We start from the raw sequence: 25,915 nt of genomic DNA, 5'->3' as shown, positions 1-25,915 counted from the left end.
ACGCCTCGCAAGCAGATCGCCCCCCGAGACCCAGCATCAGCGCTGCAAACCGAAGCCTAGCGCTGCCGCCCCAGCGGCGCGTCAACCAACGCCTTCGCCAGCATCCGGCGATGCGCCTTGGCCTCACGATCAAGCCGAAAAGCGTAGAGCTCCTTGAGCAGCGCCACGTCACTCGCCGTCGCCAGCCCGGGCGGGTTGTTGTCAGCGAACATGCCGAGGATCGAATCGGGTGGCGGTGGCGTCGACGGACGGAACTCGGCCAGCGCCACGATCGCGGCGTAATCGCCCAACGCGCGCAAGTCGCGCGCGCCCACCCGCTTCACGTCGATCACCACGGAAGCCCCAGTGATCGCGCGTGTCGACTGCGTGGAGATCGCGCCTTCCTTGTAGCGCTGCTGCACGCCACCTTCGCCCATCGGCAGGCCATATCCCCCGACCCCGCCTTCGATCTGTACGAACGACGGCTGCATTGGGACGGGGGGGACGCCATCGGCATCGCCCATCTTGATGATGTGCCACCAACGGATCGGCGCATCGCCGTGTAGCAGCCCCGCACGCCAGTCCCTCGGCACGTCCTTAAATTGATGTGGCGAACGCGCGTGGACGCGAGTTACCACGCCTTGCGAGTCATCCGTGAAGGTGACGATCGCATTGGCCTTGCAGCCAGCCGGCGCGAGCGGCGCACCGACTTCTGCTGCCAGCGCGCGGATCCGATCGACCACGATCGCCGCCGTCTCGGGCGCAACGCCGCTCACCTTAGGACAGACCGGGACCACCCAGCGTGCAGCTGGCTGCTGACCGCGCGCGATCCCTGAGGCGCGGACGAAGGCGACCGCGCGCTCGCGGCGCTCCTTCGGTTTGGCGCCGACAACGATGATATTGTCCGCGTCCTTCAACGCGGCTCCGCTCTCGTTATTTTGTGCGATGACACCTGGCGAGAGCGAAAAAGAGCAGAGCAGGGCGCCGATCGAATGAGCCGCTAAAAGACGGAATTGTCTCATGCCCGCTGCCCTTGCCCGTTTATTGGTCGAGGATGCGCGACTCGCTATCGTAACTCAATGCCTGAACCACGAATTTCAATGTCGCGGCCGAGTACGTCGTTACCCACGCTTCCCCGCCGCCACCGCCGCATCGCTAGCCAGTCGATCCGCCCGCTCGTTCTCTGGGTGCCCGGCATGCCCCTTAACCCATTGCCACTCCACGCGATGCCGCGCGCTCGCGTCCAGCAGCGCCTGCCAAAGCTCGGCGTTCTTCACCGGCTTCTTGTCCGCTGTCTTCCAGCCATTCTTGCGCCAGCCGTGAATCCACTTGGTCAGCCCGTCCATCACGTAGCGGCTGTCGGTATGCAGCGTCACATGGCACGGCCGGGTGAACGCCTTCAGCGCTTCGATCGCCGCGGTCAGTTCCATGCGGTTGTTCGTCGTCAGCTTCTCGCCGCCCGACAGTTCCTTTTCGTTCGTCCCCATTCGCAGCACCGCACCCCAGCCGCCGGGGCCGGGATTGCCCTTGCAGGCGCCGTCGGTGAACGCCTGGACTTGTGGCATCTCGGCTGTCGTATCGGTCATGCAAAAGCGTCCGGATTGGCTTCGTACCAGTCGAGCCGGCGAAGATAGGCGAGGGGGTCTTTGCGCGTCACGAGCGCATCGGCGGGTGTGTGGATCCAATCCCACGCGCGGCTCAGCAGGAAGCGAATGCATGCCCCGCGCGCGAGCACCGGCAGCGCCGCGCGCTCGTCGGCCGTCAGCGGATGCGCGCCGGCATAGCCGTCGAGTAATGCGCGGCCGATCGCGGGATCGGGGTTCGCGCCGTGTGCATCGAAGATCCAGGACGTGTGCATCACCGCCAGATCGTAGGCGCGGATGTCGGTGCAGGCGAAGTAGAAGTCGATCAGCCCCGTCACCGTATCGCCAAGCATCAGGACATTGTCCGGGAACAGATCGGCATGGATCGCGCTGGTCGGCAGCGCCACCGGCCATTGCGCCTCGACCACATCGAGCGCATGCGAAACGCGATCAAACAGCCCCGCCGTAATCGTATCGAGGTCACGCCCGCACCGCGACAGCAGCGGGCGCCATTCGCCGATCCCCATCGTGTTCGGCCGCTGGCCCGCAAAATCCGCCACGGCGACATGCATCGCCCCCATCGCCGCACCCGCCGCCAGCGCCTGCGCCCGTGTCGGATGCGACAGCGAGACGCCGCGAAGGAACTTGATCAGGCACGCCGGCCGACCCTCCAACTCCTGGATCTCGTAGCCCTGGCGATCCTTGATCGCCGGCGGCACCGCGAGCCCTTTGGTATCGAGATGGTCGAGCAGCGCCATGAAGAACGGCAGGTCCGCCGCCGCGACGCGCTTCTCGTACAGCGTCAGGATGAAGCGCGCCTTCGTCGTATCGACGAGATAGTTGGAATTTTCGACCCCCTCGGCGATCCCCTTCGCCGAGACGAGTTCGCCGACGTCGTAGCGCGTCAGGAACGCCGACAGGGCTTCCGCCGAAACATGCGTATAAACTGCCATTCCGCCCCGCCCGTCATCGCCCGCTTGTTTACGCCGCTGCGTCCAGCGCGCGCGGCAGTTTGAAGGCGATCGTCTCGCGCGTCGTCTCTTCCTCGCGCTCGGTCACCGCATAGCGCGTCGACAGCAGGTCGACCAGTTCGCGCACCAGCAGCTCGGGGGCGGACGCGCCGGCGGTCAGCCCCAGCGTGCCCACGCCATCGAGGAACGCCCAGTCGAGATCGCTCGCACGCTGGATCAGCGCCGCACGCACCCCCTCGCGCTGCGCCACCTCGACCAGCCGCACCGAGTTCGACGAATTGGGCGCGCCGATCACCAGCACCGCGTCGCATGCCGCGGCAATCGCTTTCACCGCGGTCTGGCGGTTCGACGTCGCGTAGCAGATGTCCTCGCCACGCGGCGGCTGCATCAACGGGAAGCGGCGCTGCAGCACACGGACCACCTCCGCCGTGTCGTCCACCGACAGCGTCGTCTGCGTCAGGAAGGCGAGGTTCGACGGGTCGGGCGGGGTGAACGCCTCCGCGTCGGCGACATCCTCCACCAGTGACATCGAGCCGGCGGGCACCTGCCCGAACGTGCCGATCACCTCAGGATGTCCGGCATGGCCAATAAAGACGATATGCCGCCCGGCCGCCACCAACCGCTCGGCCTGGCGATGCACTTTCGACACCAGCGGGCAGGTCGCGTCGAGATACTCCAGCCCACGCGCCTCGGCGTTCAGTGGCACCGACTTGGGCACGCCATGCGCCGAGAACACCACTGGCGCGCCGTCCGGCACTTCGTCCAGCTCCTCGACGAACACCGCGCCCTGCGCCTTCAGCGTATCGACGACGAACTTGTTGTGGACGATCTCGTGCCGGACATACACGGGCGCGCCGTGCTTCTCGATCGCCAGTTCGACGATGCGGATCGCACGATCGACTCCGGCGCAAAAGCCGCGCGGCGCGGCGATCAGCAGTTCCAGCACGGGCTTCTCGGTCATACCCCAGCGCTTACGCGATTGCCTGCCCGCACGGAAGGCGGTTATGAGCCGGCTCCTGTCGTATAAGGTGTTTGCGCACGTGTCCTTCCGTATCATCGCCGCCCCGCTTGCCCTCGCTTTGCTCGCCGGCGGTTGCGCCCAGAGCGGCGACATCACGGCCGATGGCGGGATCGGCGTCAGCGCGGTGCGGTCGGTCTGCCCGGTGGTCGGCGTGCCAGCCGGCACCGGCGACATCACGGTCTTCGATCCCCCGGCCAGCCGCGACGCGAGCGCGATCGACGTTACCGCGACGATCACGAACGTCCGCGGCACCTGCGATGGCGCCGGCGCCGCAGCCGAGGTCACCAGCACCGTCACCTTCGACGTTCGCGCCCGCCGCTCCAACACCGCGGCGGCGCGCGACGTGACGCTGCCGTATTTCATCACGATCGTGCGCGGCGGCACTCAGGTTAGCGCCAAGCGCATCGGCCGCGTTGCGGTCCATTTCGACGCTGGACAGGCGATCGCCAGCACCTCTGCTACCGCCACCGCCAACATCAGCCGCGCCGCCGCGACCCTGCCCGAGGAAGTGCGCAAGAGCCTGACGCGCAAGCGGAAGGCCGGCGACCAGGACGCCGCGATCGACCCGCTCGCCACGCCGGAAGTTCGCCAGGCCGTGCTCACCGCCAGCTTCGAGGCGCTCGTCGGCTTCCAGCTCACCGAGGATCAGCTGCGCTACAACGCGCAGCGCTGACGCGACCGATTGACTCGCCCAGCGCACGCCGCCAGAGCGTGTGTGTCGATGCCGGGTAACCGGCGTGGGCGCGCGGGAGAGTGCGGGCGGCCTTGCAGGCCATCATCCGCCGCCGAAGGAGCAACCACCCCGGAATCTCTCAGGCACCAAGGACCGCGCTGCTCGATTTGACGCTCTGGAAAGCGGCCGCGCTTATGGCGTGTCCCACCGAAGGTGTAAGCTCGCGTCTCGGCGCCAGCGAAAGCTCTCAGGTTCCGTGACAGAGGGGGTTCGGTTCGTGCCGCCGCCAGGCGATGCGATCGCCCTTTGCTAGACGGAACCGCCCCCGGTGAGCGATCACGACGACGACGATGTAATCATCGAAACGCTGCTGCTGCCGCTCGACGGCTGGCACCGCGCGCGGGGCGGCCGGATGGTCGAGTTCGCCGGTTATTGGATGCCCGTCCAGTACGAAGGCATCATGGCCGAGCATCTCTGGACGCGCGAGAACGCCGGCCTGTTCGATGTCAGCCACATGGGCCAGCTCACCTTCACCAGCGACGATGGCGGCGATGTCGTGGCGGCGCTTGAGGCGCTGATGCCGGCGGACATCGCCGGCCTCGCGCTCAACCGCGCGCGCTATTCGCTCCTGCTGAACGAGAGCGGCGGCATCCTCGACGATCTGATGCTCACGCGTCAGGCCAAGGACCGTGTGTACATGGTCGTCAACGGCGCGACCAAATATGATGACATCGGCCATATGATCGAGCATCTCCCCGACGAGATCACGCTCAATCTGATGGAAGGCCACGCGCTGCTGGCGTTGCAGGGGCCAAAAGCGGTCGACGCGCTCGCCCGCCTGATCCCGGGCGTCGAGGCGATGGTGTTCATGCAGGCCGGCGCATTCGAGTGGCAGGGCCATGATCTGTGGATCAGCCGCTCGGGGTATACCGGCGAGGACGGTTTCGAGATTTCGATCGCCGCCGAGGGAGCCGAAGCCCTTGCAGAGGCACTAACCGCGCAGCCGGAGGTCAAGCCGATCGGCCTCGGCGCGCGCGACTCGCTTCGTCTCGAGGCGGGCCTCCCGCTCTACGGCCACGATCTCTCCACGGAGGCCACGCCGGTCATGGCGGACCTCGGCTTCGCGCTGTTCAAGCGTCGCCGCGAGGCTGCCGACTTCCCCGGCGCCGAGCGTATCCTCGCCGAGCGTGAGAGCGGCCCGATCGTCAAGCGCGTCGGCCTGCTCGTCGAGGGGCGCCAGCCGGTCCGCGAAGGCGCCGCGGTCGTCGACGCCGACGGCAGCGAAGTCGGCCACGTCACGTCGGGTGGCTTCGCGCCGAGCGTCGGCGCACCGATTGCGATGGCCTATGTCCCGCTTGCGCTGGCTACCCCCGGCACGAGCATCCAACTCGCACAGCGCGGCAAGGTCCACGCCGCTACCGTTACGACGATGCCTTTCGTCCCCCACCGCTATTTCCGAGGAGCGAAATAAGATGAGCCGCTATTTCACCGAGGATCACGAATGGATCGACGTCGATGGTGACGTCGGCACGGTCGGCATTTCCGATTACGCGCAGGGCCAGCTCGGCGACATCGTGTTCGTCGACGTCCCCGAATCCGGCAAGTCGCTCGCCAAGGGTGACGAGGCCGCCGTGGTCGAAAGCGTCAAGGCCGCCAGCGACGTCTATTCGCCCGTCTCAGGCACGGTGGTCGAGGGCAACCCCGCACTCACCGAGGAGCCGGGGTTGGTGAATACCGATGCCGAGACCGAAGGCTGGTTCTTCAAGCTGACGCTGTCGGACGTGTCGGAACTCGACACGCTGATGGACGAAGCCGCCTATGAAGCCTTCGTCGCGAACCTTTGATCCTCTACCGTCATGCCAGCGAAAGCTGGCATCTCGTGCCGCAAGCGGGCCATCACCGGTCGCCCCTGTTGCCTGAGACCCCAGCTTTCGCTGGGGTGACGGTCTTCTGAAAGACCGTCATGCGCTACCTACCGCTCACCGACCACGACCGCCGCGACATGCTCGCCGTCATCGGCGCCAAGTCGATCGACGACCTCTTCGTCGACGTCCCCGAGGCCGCGCGCCTCACCGGTCCGATCGCGAACCTGCCCGGTCACGCCAGCGAACTCGCCGTCGAACGTCACATGACTGCCTTGGCGCGCAAGAACCTGTCGGCTGGCGAAGCCCCGTTCTTCCTCGGCTGCGGCGCGTATCGGCACCACGTCCCCGCGAGCGTCGATCACCTGATCCAGCGCGGTGAATTCCTCACCGCGTACACGCCGTACCAGCCCGAGATCGCCCAGGGCACGCTGCAGATGCTGTTCGAGTTCCAAACGCAGGTCGCGCGTCTGCTCGGCACCGACGTGGCAAATGCCAGCATGTACGATGGCTCCACCGCCTGCTGGGAAGCGATCGGCATGGCGCGCCGCATCACGAAGCGTGGGCGTGCGATCCTGTCGGGCGGGCTTCACCCACATTACGTCTCGGTCGCCAAGACGATGGCCAAATACACCGGCGACGCGCTCGACGTTTCGCTGCCGACGCTGACCGCCGAGACCGATCTCGACGCGCTGATCGCCAGGATCGACTCCGACACCTCATGCGTCGTCGTCCAATATCCCGACATCCTCGGCCGCATCGCCGATCTCACCCCGCTCGCCGACGCCTGCCACGCGAACAAAGCGCTGCTAATCGCGGTCGTCACTGAGCCGGTCGCGCTCGGCGCGATCAAGTCGCCCGGCGAAATGGACGCCGACATCGTCGTCGGCGAGGGCCAGTCGATCGGCGTCGGGCTACAGTTCGGCGGGCCGTACGTCGGGCTGTTCGGCTGCAAGGACAAATACGTCCGCCAGATGCCGGGACGGCTCTGTGGCGAAACCGTTGACGCTGACGGGCGCCGCGGCTTCGTTCTGACGCTCTCGACGCGCGAGCAGCACATTCGCCGCGAAAAGGCGACGAGCAACATCTGCACCAACTCGGGCCTCTGCGCGCTGGCCTTCTCGGTCCACATGACGCTGCTTGGCGAAGCCGGCCTGCGGGCGCTCGCCGCGACCAACCACGCCGGCGCCGTCGCGGCGGCCGAACGGCTGGCGCAGGTTCCCGGCGTGCGCGTGATCAACGAGACCTTCTTCAACGAGTTCACGATCGATCTGGGGCGCGAAGCCCGCCCGATCGTCCGCAAGCTGGCCGAGAACGGCATCCTGGCGGGTGTCTCGCTCGGGCGATTGTATCCGGGCCAGGCAGCGCTGGAGAACGGATTGGTTGTAGCGGTGACTGAGACGACCACGCCAGAAGACGTCGAAGCACTTGCGACCGCACTCGAAGAGGCTCTCGCGTGATGCTCCACCTTCCGTTCGTCCCAAGCGACCCCCACCCGTTCGTCCCGAGCGAAGTCGAGGGACCTGTCCAAGGCGCATCGCTCCTTGTCTGTGCCTCGACGTCGCTCGGCACGAACGGGGCAGGGGCCAACTCGTCCAACACCCTTCAAATGTTGGAAAAAACATGTTTCCGTCTCCCCATGACGGCGCAGAATCCAACCCGCGAAAACAGCGCACCAACCGCCTACCCTCGGTGTTGGAGAAAAACGCGCCACAGCCTCAACTTCCTCAACATTCGTTTTTTGCAATCGTCGCTCGAGGCGACGCGGAAAGGTCTCTGACCCCATGGCACTGAACCAGAGCGGCTGGCGCCCAAGCGCCCCCGAACAGGGCGCACGCACCGCGGCGACCTTCACCGGCAACAAGGCGCTGATGCTCGAGGAAGCGCTGATCTTCGAGATCGGCTCGACCGGCACGACCGGCGTCGAAGTCGCCGAGCCCGTCACCACGACGAGCAAGCTCGGCAATCTCGCCCGCACCGCACCGATCGGTCTTCCGGGTCTCAGCGAGCCCGAGACGGTCCGCCACTACACCCGCCTCAGCCGCCAGAATTACGCGATCGATCTCGGCCTGTTCCCGCTTGGCTCGTGCACGATGAAGCACAATCCACGGTTGAACGAGAAGATCGCGCGACTCCCGGGCTTTGCTGATGTCCATCCGCTGCAGCCGGTCGATACGGTGCAGGGCGCGCTCGGCGTGATCAACGAACTGGCGTTCTGGCTGCTGGATCTCACCGGCATGCACGGCGTCGCGATGAGCCCCAAGGCCGGCGCGCATGGTGAATTGTGCGGCATCCTGTGCATCAAGGCCGCGCTCGAAAAGCGCGGCGAGGGGCACCGCAAGGTGATCCTGGTGCCCGAGAGCGCGCACGGCACCAACCCCGCCACTGCCGCTTTCGCTGGCTTCAGCGTCGAGGACATCCCCGCGACCCCGGAGGGCCGCGTCGACACCGATGCGCTAATTGCCCGGCTCGGCCCTGATGTCGCTGGCGTGATGATCACCAACCCGAACACCTGCGGCCTGTTCGAGCGCGACATGAAGGTGATCTCGGACGCGGTCCACGCGGCCGGGGGCTACGTCTATTGCGACGGCGCGAACTTCAACGCTATCGTCGGCCGCGTCCGCCCCGGCGATCTCGGCATCGATGCGATGCACATCAATCTGCACAAGACCTTCTCGACCCCGCACGGCGGCGGCGGCCCCGGCTCGGGTCCGGTGGTGTTGTCGGAGGCGCTCACCCCGTTCGGTCCGCTGCCGTTCACCGAGCGCCACGGCGACGGCACGATCACGCTGGTCGAGGAAGAGACCGCCGACGATCGTCACCCCGACACGTTCGGCCGCATGACCGCCTTCCATGGTCAGATGGGCATGTTTACGCGAGCATTGACTTACATTCTCAGCCACGGTGCCGACGGCCTGCGCCAGGTCGCCGAGGATGCCGTTCTCAACGCCAATTACGTCCTGCGTTCACTGGAGGATGTGCTCGACGCTCCGTTCGCTTTCTCCGGCCCGTGCATGCACGAGGCGATCTTCTCCGACGAAGGCTTCCCCGAGGGCTTCTCGACGATCGACGTCGCCAAGGCGCTGATCGACGAGGGCTTCCACCCGATGACGATGTACTTCCCGCTCGTCGTCCACGGCGCGATGCTGATCGAGCCGACCGAGACGGAATCGAAAGCCGCGCTCGATCAGTTCATCGGCGCGCTGCGATCGGTCGCCGAACGCGCGAAAGCTGGTGATCAGTCTCTGAAGACCGCCCCGCACTTCGCCCCCCGCAGCCGGCTCGACGAGACCCTGGCGGCACGGAAGCCCAAGCTGGTCTGGAAGGAGCCTATCGTCGCCAGCGAAGCGGCCGAGTAAACGGTTGGTGAGTGGGACAGGCTAATCGGTGGGATAGGGTGAAGGCCCGCCTTCAGCGATGAAGCGGTCGATCCGAGCCTCGAGTACCGGCAACGGCACGCTCCCGAGGCTCAGCACCGTATCGTGGAAGTGCCGAATATCGAACTTCGTCCCGAGTTCTTTCTCCGCCTTCGCCCGCACCCGCTGGATCGCCAATTCGCCGAGGTAATAACTCAAAGCCTGACCCGGCCATCCGATGTAGCGATCCACTTCCGTCGTGATCTCATGCTCACTGAGCGCAGTATTCTCGCGGAAATAATTCTGCGCCTGTTCCCGGCTCCATCCCTTGGCGTGGATCCCGGTATCGATCACCAGCCGCGCCGCCCGCCACGCTTGATACGAAAGCATCCCGAACCGTTCATACGGCGTACGATAAAAGCCCATCTCGTCACCGAGCCGCTCGGTATAAAGGGCCCAGCCTTCGCCGAACGCCGAGATATAGCTGTTGCGCCGGAACGGTTTAAGGCTGGTGTTCTCCGCCGACAGCGGCATTTGGAACGCATGCCCCGGCGCACTCTCATGGAGCGTCAGCGCCGGCAGCTGGAACAGCGGCCGTGACGGCAGATTGTAGGTGTTGACCAGATACGTCCCCGGCCCGCCGCGCCCGGCCGTATAGAAGGGCGCGATGTCCGGCGGCACCTCGATGATCGCAAACCGCTGCCGCGGCAGCCGACCGAACCACTTGCCCGCCATCGCGTCGAAGCGTTTGGCATGCCACGCCGCCTCCTTCATCAGCTCGTCGGGTGTCTTCGGATAAAACTGCGGGTCGTTGCGCAGGAACTTGAGAAACGCCGGCAGATCCCCGTCGAACTTTGCGGCCGCCTTCGCCTGCTCCATCTCGCCGCGGATCTTGGCAATCTCCGCCAGGCCAAGCGCGTGAATCGCATCGGGCGTCATGTCGAGAGTCGTGAACGCGCGGATCCGGCTGCGGTAATAGGCCGCACCATCGGGATAATGGGTTGCGCCAAGTTCCTTGGTGAGGCCCGGCAGATATTGCGTGCGCAGGAACGCGAGCAGAGTCTTATGCGCCGGGATGATCTGCTCGGCGATGACCTTGCGCGCCTGCGCTTGCAGTGTTGCACGACGGTCCGCCGGGATCGACGCAGGCAGTTTCGCGAACGGCTCGTAGTACACCACCTCGGTCGGATCGGTGGCCGTCGCGATCGTCTCCACCGACTTTTCGCGGCCCTGCATGATCACTGCCGGCGGGGTGAACCCGCGCTTCAATCCGAGCCGCAGATTGTCGGTCTGCTGCCCAAGATAGCGTGGCACCTCTCCGAGCCACGTCAGGTAGCGCGGATAATCCGCCTCGCCTCCGGTGAAGTCGCTGCGCGCTGCGTAATGAAGATCGGACCAGAAGGCGCTATCGCCATTGAGCGGCTTCTCCCACTCGCGATATGACTCCTCATCAACCTGCGCTGCGATCTGCGCGCGGTACACCTGCCAGTCGGTCAGCGTGTCGGGCGACAGCCGCTTGGTATCGATCGCGTCGAGCTTTGCCAGCGTGCCCTTCCAATACTCCAGCCGCCGTGCATGCGCCTCGGCCGATACATCGGGCAGATGCTCGTCGATCGCGCCGGGCGGCGAATCGGCAATCCCTTCGCTCTGCCGCCATGCCCATTCCGCCTGCCAGATCGCGTCGAACGCCGTGTCGGCGGGGGCAGGAGCAGCCGCACTTGCGACCAGAGCGAACGGAGCAAGGAAGCGCATGGCGAGCGTGGTGGCCGATCCGCGCAGCCCCATCAAGCCTGCGTGATTGCCGCCTGCGTCTCGGCACGCCGGCGCTGGTGCTCGCGCCACACGATGTAGAGTCCCGACGTAACGATCACCGGCGCGCCCAGCCATGTGCTCGCTACTGGCAGCGTGCCAAATATCAGGAAGCCGAACACCGTCGCCCAGAGCAGCGCGGTGTAATCCATCGGCACGACCAAGCTGACCGCGCCGAGCTGTAACGATCGAGTCATCGCGATTTGAGCCACCCCGCCGAGCAGCCCAATCGCCAGCAGCAAGCCCCAGACGAGCGGCGGGTGCAGCTTGAACGCGGAGAAGTACACGACGCTCAGCGGCATCAAGGACAACGTGGAGAACCAGAATACCGTCGTCAGCCCGGCCTCGGTCTTTCCGATCGTCCGCAGCAGGATTGATATGCACGCGGTGCAGAACGCAGCGCCTAGCCCGGTCGCTATCCCGAGCAGGGGGATATGGCCGTTGCCCGGCTGGGTCACGATCATCACCCCGACAAAGCCCGCAAGCACCGCACCCCAGCGTCGCCAGCCGGTCGGCTCATGCAGCACAAGCGCGCCAAGCACGGTTGCAAAGATCGGCATCGAAAAACCAATCGTCGTGGCTTCGGCGAGCGGCAGCAGGAGCAGCGTCCAGAACGTCAGCGACATCGCGGTCAGCCCGATCACGCACCGCAACACATGCGCGCTGAACTTTTGCGTCCGCAACGAGCCGAACCCCGGCCCCATCCCTACGATCGACGCCACCAGCAACGCCGCCCCGAACTGTCGCCAGAACAGGATCTCACCGAGCGTAGCACCGCGTACCTCAACGAGCTTGATCACGACGTTCATCGTGGCGAACAACGCGACGGACGTCAGGCGTAGGCCGATGGCGCGTGAAAGCTGATCCTGAGCCATAAGCCGCGGCCCCTAGCGAGCAGCGAGTTCAGAAGCTATCCGCACGCCATGATCAAACATGCACTCCCCGTCACGCGCGAGGCGGATTTTGCCGCCTGGTATCAGGCTGTCATTTCGGAAGCCGACCTTGCAGAGGAGTCTGGTGTTCGCGGCTGCATGGTCATCCGGCCGTGGGGCTATGGCATTTGGGAGCGGATCCAGCGGCTGCTCGACGATCGCATCAAGGCGACGGGACACGAAAATTGCTACTTCCCGCTGTTCATTCCGCTATCCTACTTCGAGAAGGAGGCCGAGCACGTCGAGGGCTTCGCGAAGGAAATGGCGGTCGTCACTCACCATCGCCTGATCTCTGACGGCAAGGGTGGGCTTACTCCAGATCCGGCCGCGAAGCTGGAGGAGCCGCTCGTCGTACGGCCCACCAGCGAGACAGTGATCGGGACCGCGTTTTCGCGCTGGGTGCAGTCGTGGCGGGACTTGCCGGTGCTCATCAATCAATGGGCGAATGTCGTGCGCTGGGAGATGCGCACGCGCATGTTCCTGCGCACTGCCGAGTTCCTATGGCAGGAGGGGCATACCGCGCATGCCAGCGCCGAAGAGGCGCGCGAGGAAACGCTCAAGATGTTGGAGGTGTACCGCGGCTTCGCCGAGGAATGCCTCGCGTTGCATGTTATTGCTGGCGAGAAGCCCGAGAACGAACGCTTCCCCGGCGCCGTCGCGACCTATTCGATTGAGGCGATGATGCAGGACGGCAAGGCGCTCCAAGCGGGTACCAGCCACTTCCTCGGCACCAACTTCGCACACGCGCAGAACATCCGTTTTCAAAATGCGAGTGGTGAGCTGGAATATGCCAACACCACCAGCTGGGGTGTTTCGACGCGCATGATCGGCGGCGTGATCATGGTTCATGGCGACGATGACGGACTGCGTGTACCGCCCCGCGTCGCACCTTGGCAGGTCGTGATCGTGCCGATGCTGCGTGATCAGCCGGAGGATGCGGCGCTGATCGAATATTGTAAGGCGATCCAGGCCGAGCTCGCGGCCCGGTCAGCGCTTGGCGAGCCGATCCGCGCACTGCTCGACCTGAAGCCCGCCAAGGCAGCGACCAAGCGTTGGGGGTGGGTGAAGAAGGGTGCGCCGCTGATCGTCGAGGTCGGCCCGCGCGACATGGCCGGCGGCAATGTCGCGGTGGTCCGCCGCGATCGGCTGTATCGCGAGGACGGCAAGCTCGACAGCGCGATCACCGCTCGTGGTTCGTTTATCGACGAGGCGGCGGCGATGCTTGGGGACGTACAGGCGAGGCTTCACACCGAGGCGACTGAGCGGCTTCGGGCGAGTATTGCGCCGGTTGATGATTGGGCCGCGATCGAGACGATGTTCGCTGACAGTGCTACAAAGCCGGGCTGGGCCGACGTTGCGTGGTCGCGTCCGACCGGCTCTGCGCTCGTTCAGATCACCGAGCGCCTGAAGGCACTGAAGCTCACGATCCGGAATGCACCGATGGGCCAGACGGGTCATCCTGGCGCGCCGTGCATCTTTACGGGTGAACCGGCGGTCGAGCGAGTGCTCGTCGGGCGCTCCTACTGATGGTGGCCGTCTGGACGCGACCGATCGACTTGGCGCAACTAACGGCGCTCGGCGACGGCGTATTGCCGGGGCTTCTCGGGATCGAATTCACTGATTTCGGAGACGATTGGATACGCGCCCGAATGCCCGTGGGGCCGAAGGTACACCAGCCGTTCGGTCGGCTGCACGGCGGTGCCTCCGTGGTGCTTGCGGAGACGGTCGCGTCGGTTGCCGGTGCGATGGCGGTGCCCGACGGCAAGGTGACGGTCGGGCTGGACATCAATGCCAATCACGTACGTGCAGCGCGCGATGGGTATGTCTACGCGACGGCAAAGGCTGAGCAGCTGGGCCGCACGACTCAGGTGTGGACGATCCGCATCGAAGACGATGCCGGAAAGCTCGTGTGCCTGTCGCGGATGACCGCGGCGGTGATTGATGCCGCCGCGGGGTAGGATTGCCTCTGTTCGTCTGCGGTGAAGTCGAACCCTAACGATTTCCTCCGATCAGATCGCCCAGCTCACCGAGCACCGATCCTTCACCGCGATTGCCGCCAGTGCCGCCCGCCGCAGCCACCATCCGACCGGCAAGTCGTGCAAACGGTAGTGACTGGATCCAGACCTTTCCCGGCCCGGTAAGGCGGGCGTAGAATACGCCTTCGCCGCCGAAGATCATGCTCTTCACGCCCCGTACCGCTTCGAGATCGAAATCGACCGACGGCGTGTAGGCAGCTAGGCAGCCGGTATCGACGTGGATCTGCTCGCCCGCTCGCAATTCGCGCTCGACCAGCGTTCCGCCCATCTGCACGAACACCCAACCGTCGCCGTCGAGCTTCTGCATGATGAAGCCCTCGCCACCGAAGAGGCCGGTCATGACGCGGCGCTGGAAGGCAATGCCGATCGACACCCCTTTTGCTGCGGCCAGGAAGCTATCCTTCTGACAGATAAGTGTCCCGCCGATCTCGCCAAGTCGGATCGGAAGGATGGAGCCGGGCGTAGGGCTGGCGAAAGCAACGCGGGCTTTGCCCGAGCCGTGATGCGTGAAGACAGTGGTGAAGAGGCTCTCGCCAGTGACCAGGCGCTTGCCCGCGCCAAGCAGCTTGCCCATGAACCCACCATCGCCGCCGCCCGAGCCGTCACCAAATACGGTCGTCATGTCGATCGACGCATCTTTCCACACGAACGAACCCGCTTCCGCGATCGCGCTCTCACCGGGGTCGAGTTCGATCTCGACGAATTGCAGTTCTTGCCCCTTGATCTCGAAATCGATGCCGTCCGACGAGCCGGGGCGCGCGACGTGGGACCAGGGACCAACAGCCATGTGATGCTCCAATCGAGTCTGTGTTGATGAACTAACACACAGATAGCCGATGGAGCCGGTGCTGCGAAAGAGGCGTGAAGCAATATTCGCTGCCATCAGCCCGATTGACGCTTCTGGTGTAGGGTCATTACTAGGTTACATGGGCGGTCCCCTTCGGGCCGCCCGTGCTGTTTCAAGGAGACGCCTCGTGTCGATCACCGCACTCATGCCCGTCTATCCCCGCTGCGGGGTGCGGCCGGTGCGAGGCGAGGGGTGCCACGTGATTAGCGAGGATGGCTCGCGGTATCTCGATTTCGCCAGCGGCATTGCGGTGAACGCGCTTGGCCATGGCCATTCTAAGCTCGTCAAAGCCATTGCCGACCAAGCCGCGACGCTGATGCACGTCAGTAACCTGTACGGCAGCCCGCAAGGCGAGCATTTCGCACAGCGGCTGGTCGACAATACCTTTGCCGACACGGTGTTCTTCACCAACTCGGGTGCCGAAGCGGTAGAATGCGCCATCAAGACCGCGCGGCGCTACCATTTTGCCGATGGCAACCCGCAGCGGCATGACCTCATCACGTTTTCGATGGCGTTCCACGGCCGTACGATCGGTACGATTTCGGCAACCAACCAGGCCAAGATGCGCGACGGCTTCGAGCCGCTGCTGCCGGGCTTCAAATACGCCGAGTTCAATGATCTTGACGGCGCGCTTGCACTGATCGACGAGCACACCGCAGGCTTCCTTGTCGAACCGATTCAGGGCGAGGGCGGCATTCGCGCCGCGACACCGGAGTTTCTCCAGGGGCTTCGCCGGGCTTGCGATGAGCATGGGCTGCTACTGGTGCTCGACGAAGTACAGGCGGGTTACGGACGCACCGGCAAGCTATTCGCGCACGAACTCTACGGTATTACGCCTGACATCATGGCGGCGGCGAAGGGTATTGGCGGCGGGTTCCCGCTTGGTGCGTGCCTTGCAACGGAGGAGGCGGCCAAAGGGATGGTCATCGGCACCCATGGCTCAACCTATGGCGGCAACCCGCTCGCCATGGCGGCCGGCGAGGCGGTGCTCGATGTGATCCTGGAGGATGGATTTCTCGATAACGTCGCGCGCATGGGCGAGCGGCTGCGCCAGTCGCTTGAACAGATGATCCCGAACCATGATCACCTTTTTGACAGTGTGCGTGGCCATGGGCTGATGCTCGGCCTCAAGCTAAAAAGCGACAGTCGCCGGTTCGTCGAATTCGCGCGGGACCATCATGGCTTGCTACTTGTGTCTGCGGGCGAAAACGTGGTGCGCATTCTTCCGCCTTTGGTGATCAACGAGAGCCATGTCGCGGAATGCGTGGAGAAGCTTAGCGAGGCGGCGCGCGTTTTTGTGCCGGCTAGCGACGACTGAACCTTGGAGGGGGGACGAACCGTGCTGGCAGACAAGATAGTCGAGGCGGCCAACGAAGGCTTCGCGCAGCGCCGCCGCGTACATTTGGTGACCGAGACGTTGAAGGAATCGCCGATCAGCGAGATTGAACACATGGGTAATGGCTTGTTGCGGTATCGCCACCACAATCTGCCGAACGACCATTACGTGCCCGAAACAAGCGTGAAGATGCTGTCGGTGATGCCGCCCGAAGACCAGTGGTGATCCGGCATTTTCTGAATCTGTCGGACGCGGGAGCGGACGGCGTCGCCGCGATCCTCGCAGATGCGCTGGATCGCAAGGCGGCGCGGTCTGGCTGGACGAAGGGGCGCGTCGATGCCGACGCGCCGCTGGCCGGTCACGTGCTGGCGATGATCTTCGAAAAGAATTCGACCCGCACCCGCGTGTCGTTCGACATGGCGGTGCGCCAGTTGGGCGGCCAATCGATCGTCATGGATGCTGGGCAGATGCAGCTCGGACGCGGCGAGACGATCGCCGACACGGCGCGTGTCGTTTCGGGCTATGTCGACGCGATCATGATCCGCACCGGCGACCATGCGAAGGTCGAGGAGATGGCGGCACACGCCTCTGTGCCCGTAATCAATGGGCTCACCGACGCTTCGCATCCATGCCAGATTATTGCCGATCTTCTGACGATCCTCGACGCGGGCAAAGCACTGCCCGGCCTAAAGGTCGCGTGGCTGGGCGATGGCAACAACGTGCTCGCCTCGATCATCGAGGCGGCGGGGCTGATGCATTTCGACGTCGTTGCCGCGTGCCCGCAGGGGTTCCAGCCGAGCGAGAGTGAGGTCGCGCTAGGGAAAGGCCGGGTTAGGGTTGTCGGCACTGCGCGTGAGGCTGTCGAGGGTGCAGACATCGTTGCTACCGACACCTGGATCTCGATGGGCCAAGCGCATGCCGAGACGAAGCTTGCCGCGATGATGCCGTTCCAAGTCGATGCCGCGCTGATGGCAAATGCAAAGCCCGACGCCAAGTTTCTTCATTGCTTGCCCGCGCATCGCGGTGAGGAAGTGACCGCGGATGTGATCGACGGGCCAAAATCGCTGATTTGGCCGGAAGCGGAGAACCGGCTGCATGGGCAAAAGGCCATCCTGCGCTGGTGCTTTGGGCAGATCGGTTGATCGCGCGCTGCGGCGTATCCATCTGGCGGTAAGGAAGCCGGTGGATATGCAGCACAGTAACAATCAAGATCTCGATCGAGCGATCGGCTTCACCATTCCCGCTCAGCATGCGCGCGGCCGCATGGTGCGGCTCGGCCCTGTCCTCGATGCAATCCTTGCAGCCCATGCCTACCCCCCGGCGATCGAAGCGTTGCTGGCGGAGGCGCTGACGCTGACGGCGCTGGTCGGTTCAACTCTGAAGGACGCGGGCGGGCAACTTACGCTGCAGACGCAGAGTGCGCAGGGCGTCGTTCGGCTGCTGGTATGCGACTATCGCGCCGGCGAACTGCGCGGCTATGTTCAGTTCGACGTTGACCGGCTTGCCGATGGCCCGGCGGATCCAACGCTCTTCGCGCTCTTTGGCCAGGGCTATTTGGCGATCACGTTCGACATGGCGACATCGGACGAGCGCTATCAGGGTATAGTGCCGCTTGATGGCGGTCGACTTGCTGACGCGGTTCAAAGCTATTTCGCGCAATCCGAACAGATCCCGACGCTGGTTCGAGTCGGCTTTGCCAAGAACGATGGCGTGTGCGTCGCCGGGGGGCTTTTATTGCAGCATCTGCCCGAAGGTGAGGATGGCCGCGAGCGGCTGCACACCAAACTCGATCACCCAGAATGGGAGCGCGTCGAGGCGTTTGGTTCGACGATGAGCAGCGACGAGCTTGCCGATCCTGCGTTGCCGCTCGAGGCGTTGGTTTGGCGCTTATTCAACGAGGAAGATGAAGTCAGAGTGCTTCCGGCGATGTCGGTCGCGCGCGGGTGCCGCTGCACGCCTGACCATATCCGATCTGTGCTGGCCAAGTTCCCGGTCGAGGAACAGCGCGCGATGGCCGATGAGAATGGGGTCATTGGGGTAGACTGCGCATTTTGCTCCACCATCTTCCCAATCCGCGTCGAGGAACTCATGGAATGATTGTCGCCGGCTGGTTCGCTGGCGTAACGAATCTGCTATAAGCGATTCGTGTTCGCGAGACTTGAGGATCGCCAGGCCGCGGCGGCTGAGGAAAAGACATGCTTCGATTTACGCGCTTGGTCGCGGCTGGGCTAATTGCAGCTTCTTCCATCGTAGCCGCACAAGAGCCGCGCCTAGAGGTGCTCGACCGGTTGTTGCCGGGAAACTGGACCTTGCACGAGATTGGCTCCGCTGCACCTGGGCGATCGATGTGCATCAGCGATACTAGCCTCCTTCTGCAAATTCATCATGACGCTTCCACGGTGTGCACGCGCTTTGTGGCCTCGGCTGGGCCGCGAAGTGCAACGATCGACTATACATGTCCCGGTGCCGGTCACGGCCGGACGACCCTGAATGCCCAATCACCAATCCTTGTTCGAATACAGACGCAGGGGCTGGCTGGCGGATCACCCTTCGACATGGACTATGAGGCGCGTCGGGGGGGGGCATGCGTAAGGTCAGGTCGCAATTAGCGTCGTGGTAACCTTTCGAAGGTTAAAGCTCGCCGGTGCTTTTAGCCGAGCACACACTCTCCCTAGTTTTGCTCCTTGGGGGCTACCTGGGCCGCCCGCATTGCCGGTGCGGCCTTTTTCTTGCGTCTGGCCATCGATAGGCCTAGCCGCCGCGCGATCATGACGCTTGAAACTTACCCTGCGGTCGCCTTGGTTTCAGGCGGCCTCGACTCGATGGTGTCGGCGGCGCTTGCGCGTGAGGCCGGCCATCCGTTGCTCGCACTGTCGATTGACTACAACCAGCGGCATCAGATCGAACTCGCAGCCGCGCGGCGGATTGCACGGGTACTCGGCGCGGCGCGGCATATCGTCCTGCCGATCGATCTATCGGCGTTCGGTGGCTCGGCGTTGACGGACAATATCGACGTGCCGAAGGGGGGGGTGGGTGACACTATTCCGGTTACGTATGTGCCGGCGCGCAACACGGTGTTTCTCAGTCTTGCGCTTTCGTGGGCGGAAGCGGCCGGCGCGCGCGCGCTTTATATTGGCGTCAATGCGCTGGATTATTCCGGCTATCCCGATTGCAGGCCAGAGTTTATCGCCGGTTTCGAAGCACTTGCAGAGGTCGCGACAAGGGCGGGGGTGGAGGGGAGACCCTTCCGCATTTACGCACCGTTGCAGCACATGACCAAAGCCGACATCGTGCGGGAGGGGATGCGGCTGGGGCTTGATCTGGGGCTTAGCTGGTCGTGTTACGATCCGGCGCCGGGGGGGCTGCATTGTGGGCTGTGCGACAGCTGTCGGTTGCGCCACAAGGGGTTCGACGACGCGGGTGTGGCCGATCCTACCGCCTATGCAGTCGCGCCGCCGGCGCCTTGAAATGAGCTACGCGGTCAAGGAAATGTTCCTGACGCTCCAGGGTGAGGGCGTGCAGGCGGGGCGGCGCGCGGTGTTCGTGCGGTTTGCCGGGTGCAACCTGTGGTCGGGCCGCGAGCAGGACCGCGCGACCGCGATTTGCCGGTTCTGTGACACCGACTTCGTCAGGGTAAACGGGCTGGGTGGCGGACGATTCTCGGAGGTCGCCTCGATCGTCGCGAATGTCGTTTCGATGTGGGGTCGATCAGAAAAAGATCGCTTCGTGGTGTTAACCGGGGGCGAGCCGATGCTTCAGGTCGACGACGCACTTGTCGACGCGCTGCACGCCGCGGGTTTCTTCATCGCCATCGAAAGCAACGGCACGCTGCCGGTGCATCCCGGGATCGACTGGGTCTGCATCAGCCCGAAGGCGGGCAGCGAGACGGTGCAACGGACCGGGGACGAATTGAAGCTCGTCTGGCCGCAGCCGGGCAGCGACGTGGCAGCGATGGAAGATTGGGACTTCCGCCACTTTCTTCTCCAACCGCTCGATGACCTCAACGCCGAGGCCAATCAGGCGGCTGCGATGGCTCTGGTAATGGAGCGGCCGCAGTGGCGGCTGTCGCTCCAAACGCACAAGCTGCTCGGCCTGCGCTGACGCGGAGCCGCTCAAGCTTTCCGCGTTGCCACCCAGCGATCGACCACCGTTGCCAACACGCCCAGCGGCATGCCGCCGGCCTGCACCACCGCATCGTTGAAGCCTCGCACGTCGAAGCGCGGGCCCAGCGTCGCCTTGGCCGTGTCGCGTAGCCGGTTGATCTCGTTATGGCCGGTCTTGTAGCCGAGCGCCTGTCCGGGCCAGACGCAGTAACGATTGATCTCGGACCGGGCGTGGCTTTCAGTGTAGCCGGTCGCGGCCATCATCCAGCGGATCGCCTGGTCGACCGTCCAGCGCTTGTGGTGCAGCCCGGTGTCGACGACGAGCCGCGCGGCGCGGAAGTTCATCGACTGGAGATAGCCGATGCGGCCGAGCGGATCGTCGTCATAATAGCCGAGCTCGGCACCGATCTGCTCGGCGTACAATGCCCAGCCTTCGGAATAAGCGTTGAAACCGAGCAGGGTGCGGATCAGCGGCAGATCGAAGGTATATTCACCCTGCCAGATGTGCCCGGGGATGCCTTCGTGAAAGGTCAGCGTCGGCAAGCCGAAGCGTGGCCACGTCGCCATGTCACGCAGGTTGATGAAGTAGATTCCCGGCGTCGAGCCATCGAGCGCGCCGGGGCCGGCATAGCCATTGGGGGCGCCGTTCTGGATTGCGGGCGGGACGCGCTTGATCTCGAGGTTGCCGCGGACGAGCTTACCGAACGCCTGGGGCAAACGCGGGCGCAGCTTGGCGACGATCGTGTTGAGATAGGCGAGCAGCTCGGCACGACCGGCATCGCTGTCGGCGAACAACAGATCGGGGCGCTTGCCGAGCGCGGCGAGCCGCTCGCCGGCGGTGCCTTGCGTCAGGCCCTGTGCGCGGAGCAGCGGATCGAGTTCGGCGGCATAGGCGCGGCACTGCTCGATGCCGGACTGATGGATCTCGTCGGGCGTGCGCTTCGTGGTGGTGCTCGCTTCGACTAGCCAGGCGTAGCGGTCGGCAGCGTCGGGCAGCTGCCACATGCCGGCATCCTGCGGCGCCTTGGCACGCAGGCTGGTGAACGTGTCGGCCTGCTGCCCGAGCGCGGGCGCGATGCGGCGGTCGACGATCGCGGTGGCGCGCGCCTCCCAATCGCCGCTGAGGCCGGCCTTGCGGGTCTTTTCGGCAAAGCTGCGGATCATGCCCTGATCGCGCGCAGGCTGGCTGGCACCGGCGCGTAGCTGAGCGGCAGTGATGTCGTTGAACGCAGCGGGGAGCAGCACGCCCTTGGCCGCATCGGCGCGCAGCCGCTCGGTTTCGTTGCCGAGCTGGACGGCGTAATCCTCGAGCCGCGCGAGATACGCCTCGGCATCAGCGCTGGTAGCGACAAGATGCTTGTTCTCGAGCAGATCGGGCGTGTCGACGAACGCGCCATTGCCCTGCGTCACAATGTAGGGCGTCGAGCGATAATTGTTGTTCGACAGGAACGCCATGTCGCCGACGGGCATGCGGCGCCAGCCGTCGAGCGCGATCTCGTGCGAAGCGCTCGCGGTATCGACGTGAGTCGCCACGGTCGGCGACAGTGCCGCGCGATCGATCCGCGCGAGTTCCGCCAAGCGGGTAGCGGCGCCTGCGCGGCGAGCAGCTTCGGCGGAGGCGCTGCGATCGGTGAGCTTTGCCTTCAGGCCAATGCGCGCGCCGTTGTCGAGGCCGAGATAGGCGGCGCTTTCGGGATAGGCAGCGAGCAGCGCTTCGGCGTGACGGTTTAGTATTGTGAGCGCGGCCGTGTCGGCGGTGGTGGCAGCGCGGGCGGGCAGTGCGATCGTCGCGGCGGTCGCAGCGGTGCCGACCAGAAAGTCGCGGCGGGCGATGGTCATGGCTTCATCCTCTACATCTCTATGTCACCCGGGCCCGACCCGGGGTCCCGCTTCTTCGGAATCGGTGCGGGAGAAGCGGGATCCCGGCTCAAGGCCGGGATGACGGGGTTTTGGATCAGGCCTTGGGGGTGCGCTGGCGGATCAGGCCCTCTTGCGCGACCGAGGCAACGAGGCGGCCGTCGCGGGTGAATACCTGGCCGCGGTTCATGCCGCGGGCGTGGCCGGCCCAGGGGCTGTCGGTGGCGTACAGCAGCCATTCGTCGGCGCGGAAATCCTCGTGCAGCCAGATCGAATGATCGAGGCTGGCGCTCTGGAAGCCCGGCGTCGTCCAGTTGACGCCGTGCGGCAGCATGCACGTGCCCAGCAACGCCATGTCCGAGGCATAGGACAGGATCGCGCGGTGCATCGCGGGATCGTCACCGATCGGCGCGACGATGCGGAACCAGCTGTGCTGGACCGGATCGGTCGGCGTCGGGTTGAACCATTTGCGCGGGTAAACCGGACGGATCTCGATCGGGCGTGGACGCGTGACCATCAGCCGCTGCTTTTCGGGCAGATGTACCGCGTCGCGCGCGCGCAGCTCGGCCTCGGTCGGCAGTTCCTCGGGCGGTGGCACGTCCGGCATCGCGTCTTGGTGATGAAAGCCTTCCTCGGGCGTCTGCAGCGAGCAGGCTAAGTTCAGGATCGGCGCGCCGCGCTGCATTGCCACGACGCGGCGCGTGGCGAAGCTGCGGCCTTCGAAATCCCGCACGACGCGGTAGATGATCGGGAAGTTCTCGTCGCCCGGGCGCATGAAATAGGCATGGAGCGAGTGCGCGACCTTGGGCGCTTCAGTCGAGCGCTGCGCAGCCTGCAGCGCCTGTGCAATCACCTGGCCACCGAATACGCGCCCGACGCCGCCGCGTGACCGGCCGCCGCGATAGAGATCGGTGTCGAGCTCCTCGACGTCGAGGAGATCGACGAGGTCGGCGGCAAGGGCTTCAGGTGTGGGGGCGTTTGGGGTGGCGGCTTCGGTCATTCTAACTCCCTCTCCCCTTCAGGGGAGAGGGCCGGGGAGAGGGGCATGGACAATCCACGCCGCGTCTGCCCCTCTCCCGACCTTGCCTGCGGCTCGGCCACCCTCTCCCCTGAAGGGGAGAGGGCATTGGCGTCAATACCTCGGGGGGGAACGCGAGCCTCCCCCTTCCTTGCGTCAATAGCCGGCGGCTTGGGCCAGGCGATCGGCGTGGTAGTTGGCGTCGCCGAACAGCTCGGCGAGCACGCGCTGGCGCTTCATGTAGAAGCCGATGTCATATTCGTCGGTCATGCCGATGCCGCCGTGCATCTGGATGCCCTCCTGCACGCTGAGCATGGTGGCGAGCCCGGTCATGGCCTTAGCGACCGAGACGGCCGCGTCGGCGCGCTCGTCGCCTGCATCGAGCAATTGCTGTGCCTTGAGCACTGCGGCGCGCGCGACTTCCATCTCGCTGTAGAGATGCCCGGCGCGGTGCTGGAGCGCCTGGAAGCTGCCGATCAGCGAGCCGAACTGCTTGCGCTCCTTGAGGTAGCTGACCGTCATGTCCATCGCGCCCGAGCCGACGCCGAGCATCTCCGCGGCGGCGCCTGCACGACCAGCGCGCAGCAGGCGATCGAGCGGATTGCGGCCGGCATCGACTTCACCGATCACCGCATCGGCATCGACCTCGACGCCTTCGAACGTGATGCGCGCGGCAAGGCTCGCGTCGGTGAGCCGCTCGGCGGTGGCGATCATCCCGGCTGCGTCCTTGGGCACGGCAAAGAGCGTGACGCCGTCCTGATCGTCGGCCGAGCCCGAGGTGCGGGCAGCGACGATCAGCATGTCGGCGACATGGCCGTGGTGGACGAACTGCTTTGTGCCGGTGAGCTTGAAGCCGTTGCCCGAACGCTCGGCCTTCATCGCGACCGAGGCGCGGAACTTGGCGCCTTCATCGATCGCGAGTGCCGCGACGGTCTCGCCGGCGATGATGCCGGGGAACCAGCGATCGGCGTGCGGCGTGCCCTTGAGCGCCTCGACGGCGGCAACGGCGGTCTGCAGGAAGGGCGACGGCGACAGGTTGCGGCCGATTTCCTCCAGCACGACGCCGGCCTCGACATGGCCGAGGCCGAGGCCACCCTGCGCTTCGTCGATCAGGATGCCGGTGAAGCCCATTTCGGCGAACTGCTTCCACAGGTCACGGCTGAAGCCGGTCGAATCCTTGTCGTCGCGCAGCTTGCGCATGTGGCTGACGGGGGCGGTGTCGGCGATGAAATCGCGTGCGCTGTCGCGCAGCATCGTCTGGTCTTCGTTGAGGTAGAGCGGCATCGATTCATCCTTTTGCTCCCTCTCCCCTGAAGGGGAGAGGGCTTGTTTGGCTCACGCCCCCGGCAGTTCCAGGATGCGCTTGGCGATGATGTTGAGCTGCACTTCGCTGGTGCCGCCCTCGATCGAATTCGCCTTGGTGCGCAGCCACGAGCGGGCGGAATGGCCGCCGTCGGAGCGCTCGCTTTCCCATTCGAGCGCGTCCGAACCGCCCGTCGCCATGACGAGTTCGTAGCGCGACTTATTCAGTTCGGTGCCGTAATATTTCATCATCGAGGGCTGTGCGGGGTGCGCGCGACCGGCCTTCAGCTCGTCGATGAAGCGCTCGGACTGGGCGGCGAACGCCTTCGAGCGGACTTCGAACTCGGCGATCTTGGCGCGCAGCAGCGGATCTGCGAGGCGGCCGTCGTGATCGAGACCGACCGTTGCGATCGCGCCGTCGATCAGCGGGTTCTTGCCGCCACCGCCCAGGCCCATGTTCGAGATCATCTCGCGCTCATGGCCGAGCAGGTACTTGGCGACGTCCCAGCCCTTGTTGAGCGTGCCGACGAGATTGCCCTTGGGCACCTTCACATTGTCGAAGAAGGTTTCGCAGAACGGCGAATAGCCGCTGATCAGCAGGATCGGCTTGGTCGAGACGCCCGGCGTCGCCATGTCGAACAGGACGAAGCTGATGCCGTTGTGCTTGTTCGTCTTGTCGGTGCGGACGAGGCAGAAGATCCAGTCGGCCTGATCGGCGTAGCTGGTCCATACCTTCTGGCCGTTGACGAGGAAGTGATCGCCCATGTCCTCGGCGCTGGTGGCGAGGCTGGCGAGGTCGGAGCCGGCGTTGGGCTCGGAATAGCCCTGGCACCAGCGGATTTCGCCGCGCGCGATCTTGGGCAGATGCTCCTTCTTCTGCTCCTCGGTGCCGTACTTCAGCAGTGCCGGCCCGAGCATCGAGATGCCGAACGAGGACAGCGGGTTGCGCGCACGGATCGCGGCCATTTCCTCGCGCAGTGCCTTCGTCTCGGCGGGGCTGAGGCCGCCGCCGCCATATTCCTTGGGCCAGTCGGGCACGGTCCAGCCCTTGGCGCCCATCGCGTCCATCCATTGCTTCTGCGCCGGGGTCATCGCGCTCTGGTCGCGGCCGCCCCAGACGGTGTCCTTGTCCGAGCGCATCGGCTCGCGCATTTCGGGCGGGCAATTGGCCTCGAGCCATGCGCGCGTCTCGGTGCGAAACTGGTCAATATCGGTCATTGGTTTCTCCAA

The 25,915-nt window shown here is 65.0% G+C and carries 24 protein-coding genes and 2 riboswitches; of the genes, 13 read left to right on the top strand and 11 right to left on the bottom strand.

Annotated elements, in window-relative coordinates; translation table 11 throughout:
• Window positions 1–56 precede the first annotated feature (56 nt).
• The 4 genes from LLW23_RS01185 to ispH form a co-directional block, all read right to left on the bottom strand.
• On the bottom strand, window positions 57–896 hold the full coding sequence (locus tag LLW23_RS01185; RefSeq protein ID WP_228946972.1) for a hypothetical protein: 840 nt from the start codon (window positions 894–896) through the stop codon (window positions 57–59).
• A gap of 204 nt (window positions 897–1,100) precedes the next feature.
• Entirely contained in the window at window positions 1,101–1,565 is a 465-nt protein-coding gene (rnhA, locus tag LLW23_RS01180) for a ribonuclease HI (protein WP_228946971.1), read from the bottom strand.
• On the bottom strand, window positions 1,562–2,515 hold the full coding sequence (thrB, locus tag LLW23_RS01175; protein WP_228946970.1) for a homoserine kinase: 954 nt from the start codon (window positions 2,513–2,515) through the stop codon (window positions 1,562–1,564). The genes rnhA and thrB overlap by 4 nt, the downstream gene beginning before the upstream one ends.
• 28 nt (window positions 2,516–2,543) lie before the next feature.
• Window positions 2,544–3,494 carry a 4-hydroxy-3-methylbut-2-enyl diphosphate reductase gene (ispH, locus tag LLW23_RS01170; RefSeq protein ID WP_228946969.1) on the bottom strand — a complete coding sequence of 317 codons (951 nt, stop codon included), beginning with the start codon at window positions 3,492–3,494 and terminating at the stop codon, window positions 2,544–2,546.
• Window positions 3,495–3,537: 43 nt separating this feature from the next.
• On the opposite strand from ispH, the gene LLW23_RS01165 reads away from it, so the two are divergent.
• The 5 genes from LLW23_RS01165 to gcvPB all read left to right on the top strand — a co-directional run bounded on the left by LLW23_RS01165 (window position 3,538) and on the right by gcvPB (window position 9,448).
• Window positions 3,538–4,227: a hypothetical protein gene (locus LLW23_RS01165; protein ID WP_228946968.1), complete on the top strand. Its 690-nt coding sequence runs from the start codon at window positions 3,538–3,540 to the stop codon at window positions 4,225–4,227.
• A 63-nt stretch (window positions 4,228–4,290) separates the two neighbouring features.
• Window positions 4,291–4,393: riboswitch (glycine riboswitch) on the top strand.
• A gap of 1 nt (window position 4,394) precedes the next feature.
• Window positions 4,395–4,500: riboswitch (glycine riboswitch) on the top strand.
• Between the two features lie 55 nt (window positions 4,501–4,555).
• Window positions 4,556–5,698 carry a glycine cleavage system aminomethyltransferase GcvT gene (gene gcvT / locus LLW23_RS01160; RefSeq protein ID WP_228946967.1) on the top strand — a complete coding sequence of 381 codons (1,143 nt, stop codon included), beginning with the start codon at window positions 4,556–4,558 and terminating at the stop codon, window positions 5,696–5,698.
• 1 nt (window position 5,699) lies between these two features.
• Window positions 5,700–6,071, top strand: a complete 372-nt coding sequence (gene gcvH, locus LLW23_RS01155) for a glycine cleavage system protein GcvH (protein WP_228946966.1) — start codon at window positions 5,700–5,702, stop codon at window positions 6,069–6,071.
• Window positions 6,072–6,190: 119 nt separating this feature from the next.
• Window positions 6,191–7,549 carry an aminomethyl-transferring glycine dehydrogenase subunit GcvPA gene (gcvPA, locus tag LLW23_RS01150; protein ID WP_228946965.1) on the top strand — a complete coding sequence of 453 codons (1,359 nt, stop codon included), beginning with the start codon at window positions 6,191–6,193 and terminating at the stop codon, window positions 7,547–7,549.
• 324 nt (window positions 7,550–7,873) lie between these two features.
• Window positions 7,874–9,448, top strand: a complete 1,575-nt coding sequence (gene gcvPB, locus LLW23_RS01145; protein WP_228946964.1) for an aminomethyl-transferring glycine dehydrogenase subunit GcvPB — start codon at window positions 7,874–7,876, stop codon at window positions 9,446–9,448.
• A 21-nt stretch (window positions 9,449–9,469) separates the two neighbouring features.
• On the opposite strand, the gene LLW23_RS01140 is transcribed toward gcvPB, so the two are convergent.
• Together LLW23_RS01140 and LLW23_RS01135 are read right to left on the bottom strand one after the other, a co-directional pair.
• A complete protein-coding gene (locus LLW23_RS01140) occupies window positions 9,470–11,230 on the bottom strand; it encodes a DUF885 domain-containing protein (protein ID WP_228946963.1) in 1,761 nt (586 codons plus the stop codon).
• On the bottom strand, window positions 11,230–12,129 hold the full coding sequence (locus LLW23_RS01135) for a DMT family transporter (RefSeq protein WP_228946962.1): 900 nt from the start codon (window positions 12,127–12,129) through the stop codon (window positions 11,230–11,232). Before LLW23_RS01135 ends, LLW23_RS01140 begins: the two co-directional genes overlap by 1 nt.
• Before the next feature lie 48 nt (window positions 12,130–12,177).
• Between LLW23_RS01135 and LLW23_RS01130 the strand changes: the two genes are divergently transcribed.
• Both LLW23_RS01130 and LLW23_RS01125 read left to right on the top strand, forming a co-directional pair.
• On the top strand, window positions 12,178–13,713 hold the full coding sequence (locus tag LLW23_RS01130; RefSeq protein WP_228946961.1) for an aminoacyl--tRNA ligase-related protein: 1,536 nt from the start codon (window positions 12,178–12,180) through the stop codon (window positions 13,711–13,713).
• The gene (locus tag LLW23_RS01125; RefSeq protein WP_228946960.1) at window positions 13,713–14,144 is read left to right on the top strand and encodes a hotdog fold thioesterase; all 432 of its coding nucleotides are present in this window, start codon (window positions 13,713–13,715) and stop codon (window positions 14,142–14,144) included. Before LLW23_RS01130 ends, LLW23_RS01125 begins: the two co-directional genes overlap by 1 nt.
• A gap of 34 nt (window positions 14,145–14,178) precedes the next feature.
• Here LLW23_RS01125 and LLW23_RS01120 read toward each other — a convergent pair whose 3' ends face one another.
• The gene (locus LLW23_RS01120; RefSeq protein WP_228946959.1) at window positions 14,179–15,009 is read right to left on the bottom strand and encodes a TIGR00266 family protein; all 831 of its coding nucleotides are present in this window, start codon (window positions 15,007–15,009) and stop codon (window positions 14,179–14,181) included.
• Between the two features lie 187 nt (window positions 15,010–15,196).
• Here LLW23_RS01120 and LLW23_RS01115 point away from each other — a divergent pair, with 187 nt between their 5' ends.
• From LLW23_RS01115 to queE, 6 genes are all read left to right on the top strand, one after another.
• Window positions 15,197–16,387, top strand: a complete 1,191-nt coding sequence (locus LLW23_RS01115; RefSeq protein ID WP_228946958.1) for an aspartate aminotransferase family protein — start codon at window positions 15,197–15,199, stop codon at window positions 16,385–16,387.
• A gap of 21 nt (window positions 16,388–16,408) precedes the next feature.
• Window positions 16,409–16,630, top strand: a complete 222-nt coding sequence (locus LLW23_RS01110; protein WP_228946957.1) for a hypothetical protein — start codon at window positions 16,409–16,411, stop codon at window positions 16,628–16,630.
• A complete protein-coding gene (gene argF / locus LLW23_RS01105; protein WP_228948424.1) occupies window positions 16,630–17,547 on the top strand; it encodes an ornithine carbamoyltransferase in 918 nt (305 codons plus the stop codon). Before LLW23_RS01110 ends, argF begins: the two co-directional genes overlap by 1 nt.
• Window positions 17,548–17,593: 46 nt before the next feature.
• Entirely contained in the window at window positions 17,594–18,502 is a 909-nt protein-coding gene (gene hslO, locus LLW23_RS01100; RefSeq protein ID WP_228946956.1) for an Hsp33 family molecular chaperone HslO, read from the top strand.
• A 671-nt stretch (window positions 18,503–19,173) separates the two neighbouring features.
• Entirely contained in the window at window positions 19,174–19,872 is a 699-nt protein-coding gene (gene queC / locus LLW23_RS01095) for a 7-cyano-7-deazaguanine synthase QueC (protein ID WP_228946955.1), read from the top strand.
• A gap of 1 nt (window position 19,873) precedes the next feature.
• Complete coding sequence (gene queE, locus LLW23_RS01090) at window positions 19,874–20,506, top strand: 7-carboxy-7-deazaguanine synthase (protein ID WP_228948423.1); 633 nt, start codon at window positions 19,874–19,876, stop codon at window positions 20,504–20,506.
• 11 nt (window positions 20,507–20,517) lie between these two features.
• On the opposite strand, the gene LLW23_RS01085 is transcribed toward queE, so the two are convergent.
• The 4 genes from LLW23_RS01085 to LLW23_RS01070 all read right to left on the bottom strand — a co-directional run bounded on the left by LLW23_RS01085 (window position 20,518) and on the right by LLW23_RS01070 (window position 25,903).
• Window positions 20,518–22,347 (bottom strand): DUF885 domain-containing protein, encoded by a 1,830-nt coding sequence (locus tag LLW23_RS01085; RefSeq protein ID WP_228946954.1) that lies wholly within the window; start codon window positions 22,345–22,347, stop codon window positions 20,518–20,520.
• Window positions 22,348–22,462: 115 nt separating this feature from the next.
• Window positions 22,463–23,365, bottom strand: coding sequence for an acyl-CoA thioesterase (locus LLW23_RS01080; RefSeq protein ID WP_228946953.1), 903 nt, complete (start codon window positions 23,363–23,365; stop codon window positions 22,463–22,465).
• A gap of 174 nt (window positions 23,366–23,539) precedes the next feature.
• The gene (locus LLW23_RS01075; protein WP_228946952.1) at window positions 23,540–24,667 is read right to left on the bottom strand and encodes an acyl-CoA dehydrogenase family protein; all 1,128 of its coding nucleotides are present in this window, start codon (window positions 24,665–24,667) and stop codon (window positions 23,540–23,542) included.
• Window positions 24,668–24,718: 51 nt separating this feature from the next.
• Window positions 24,719–25,903 carry an acyl-CoA dehydrogenase family protein gene (locus LLW23_RS01070; RefSeq protein WP_228946951.1) on the bottom strand — a complete coding sequence of 395 codons (1,185 nt, stop codon included), beginning with the start codon at window positions 25,901–25,903 and terminating at the stop codon, window positions 24,719–24,721.
• Window positions 25,904–25,915: the final 12 nt, after the last annotated feature.

Origin of the sequence: Sphingomonas radiodurans, from assembly GCF_020866845.1 — a bacterium.
In the GTDB taxonomy this organism is placed as follows: domain Bacteria; phylum Pseudomonadota; class Alphaproteobacteria; order Sphingomonadales; family Sphingomonadaceae; genus Sphingomonas; species Sphingomonas radiodurans.
This window is presented reverse-complemented; position numbering and strand designations above follow the sequence as displayed.

Excerpts from the sequence above, each read along its gene's own strand:
- rnhA (WP_228946971.1), bottom strand. The coding sequence starts at position 1,565 with ATGACCGATACGACAGCCGAGATGCCACAAGTCCAGGCGTTCACCGAC.
- thrB (WP_228946970.1), bottom strand. The coding sequence starts at position 2,515 with ATGGCAGTTTATACGCATGTTTCGGCGGAAGCCCTGTCGGCGTTCCTG.
- ispH (WP_228946969.1), bottom strand. The coding sequence starts at position 3,494 with ATGACCGAGAAGCCCGTGCTGGAACTGCTGATCGCCGCGCCGCGCGGC.
- LLW23_RS01165 (WP_228946968.1), top strand. The coding sequence starts at position 3,538 with ATGAGCCGGCTCCTGTCGTATAAGGTGTTTGCGCACGTGTCCTTCCGT.
- gcvH (WP_228946966.1), top strand. The coding sequence starts at position 5,700 with ATGAGCCGCTATTTCACCGAGGATCACGAATGGATCGACGTCGATGGT.
- gcvPA (WP_228946965.1), top strand. The coding sequence starts at position 6,191 with ATGCGCTACCTACCGCTCACCGACCACGACCGCCGCGACATGCTCGCC.
- gcvPB (WP_228946964.1), top strand. The coding sequence starts at position 7,874 with ATGGCACTGAACCAGAGCGGCTGGCGCCCAAGCGCCCCCGAACAGGGC.
- LLW23_RS01140 (WP_228946963.1), bottom strand. The coding sequence starts at position 11,230 with ATGGGGCTGCGCGGATCGGCCACCACGCTCGCCATGCGCTTCCTTGCT.
- LLW23_RS01135 (WP_228946962.1), bottom strand. The coding sequence starts at position 12,129 with ATGGCTCAGGATCAGCTTTCACGCGCCATCGGCCTACGCCTGACGTCC.
- LLW23_RS01130 (WP_228946961.1), top strand. The coding sequence starts at position 12,178 with ATGATCAAACATGCACTCCCCGTCACGCGCGAGGCGGATTTTGCCGCC.
- LLW23_RS01125 (WP_228946960.1), top strand. The coding sequence starts at position 13,713 with ATGGTGGCCGTCTGGACGCGACCGATCGACTTGGCGCAACTAACGGCG.
- LLW23_RS01120 (WP_228946959.1), bottom strand. The coding sequence starts at position 15,009 with ATGGCTGTTGGTCCCTGGTCCCACGTCGCGCGCCCCGGCTCGTCGGAC.
- hslO (WP_228946956.1), top strand. The coding sequence starts at position 17,594 with ATGCAGCACAGTAACAATCAAGATCTCGATCGAGCGATCGGCTTCACC.
- queC (WP_228946955.1), top strand. The coding sequence starts at position 19,174 with ATGACGCTTGAAACTTACCCTGCGGTCGCCTTGGTTTCAGGCGGCCTC.
- queE (WP_228948423.1), top strand. The coding sequence starts at position 19,874 with ATGAGCTACGCGGTCAAGGAAATGTTCCTGACGCTCCAGGGTGAGGGC.
- LLW23_RS01085 (WP_228946954.1), bottom strand. The coding sequence starts at position 22,347 with ATGACCATCGCCCGCCGCGACTTTCTGGTCGGCACCGCTGCGACCGCC.
- LLW23_RS01080 (WP_228946953.1), bottom strand. The coding sequence starts at position 23,365 with ATGACCGAAGCCGCCACCCCAAACGCCCCCACACCTGAAGCCCTTGCC.
- LLW23_RS01075 (WP_228946952.1), bottom strand. The coding sequence starts at position 24,667 with ATGCCGCTCTACCTCAACGAAGACCAGACGATGCTGCGCGACAGCGCA.
- LLW23_RS01070 (WP_228946951.1), bottom strand. The coding sequence starts at position 25,903 with ATGACCGATATTGACCAGTTTCGCACCGAGACGCGCGCATGGCTCGAG.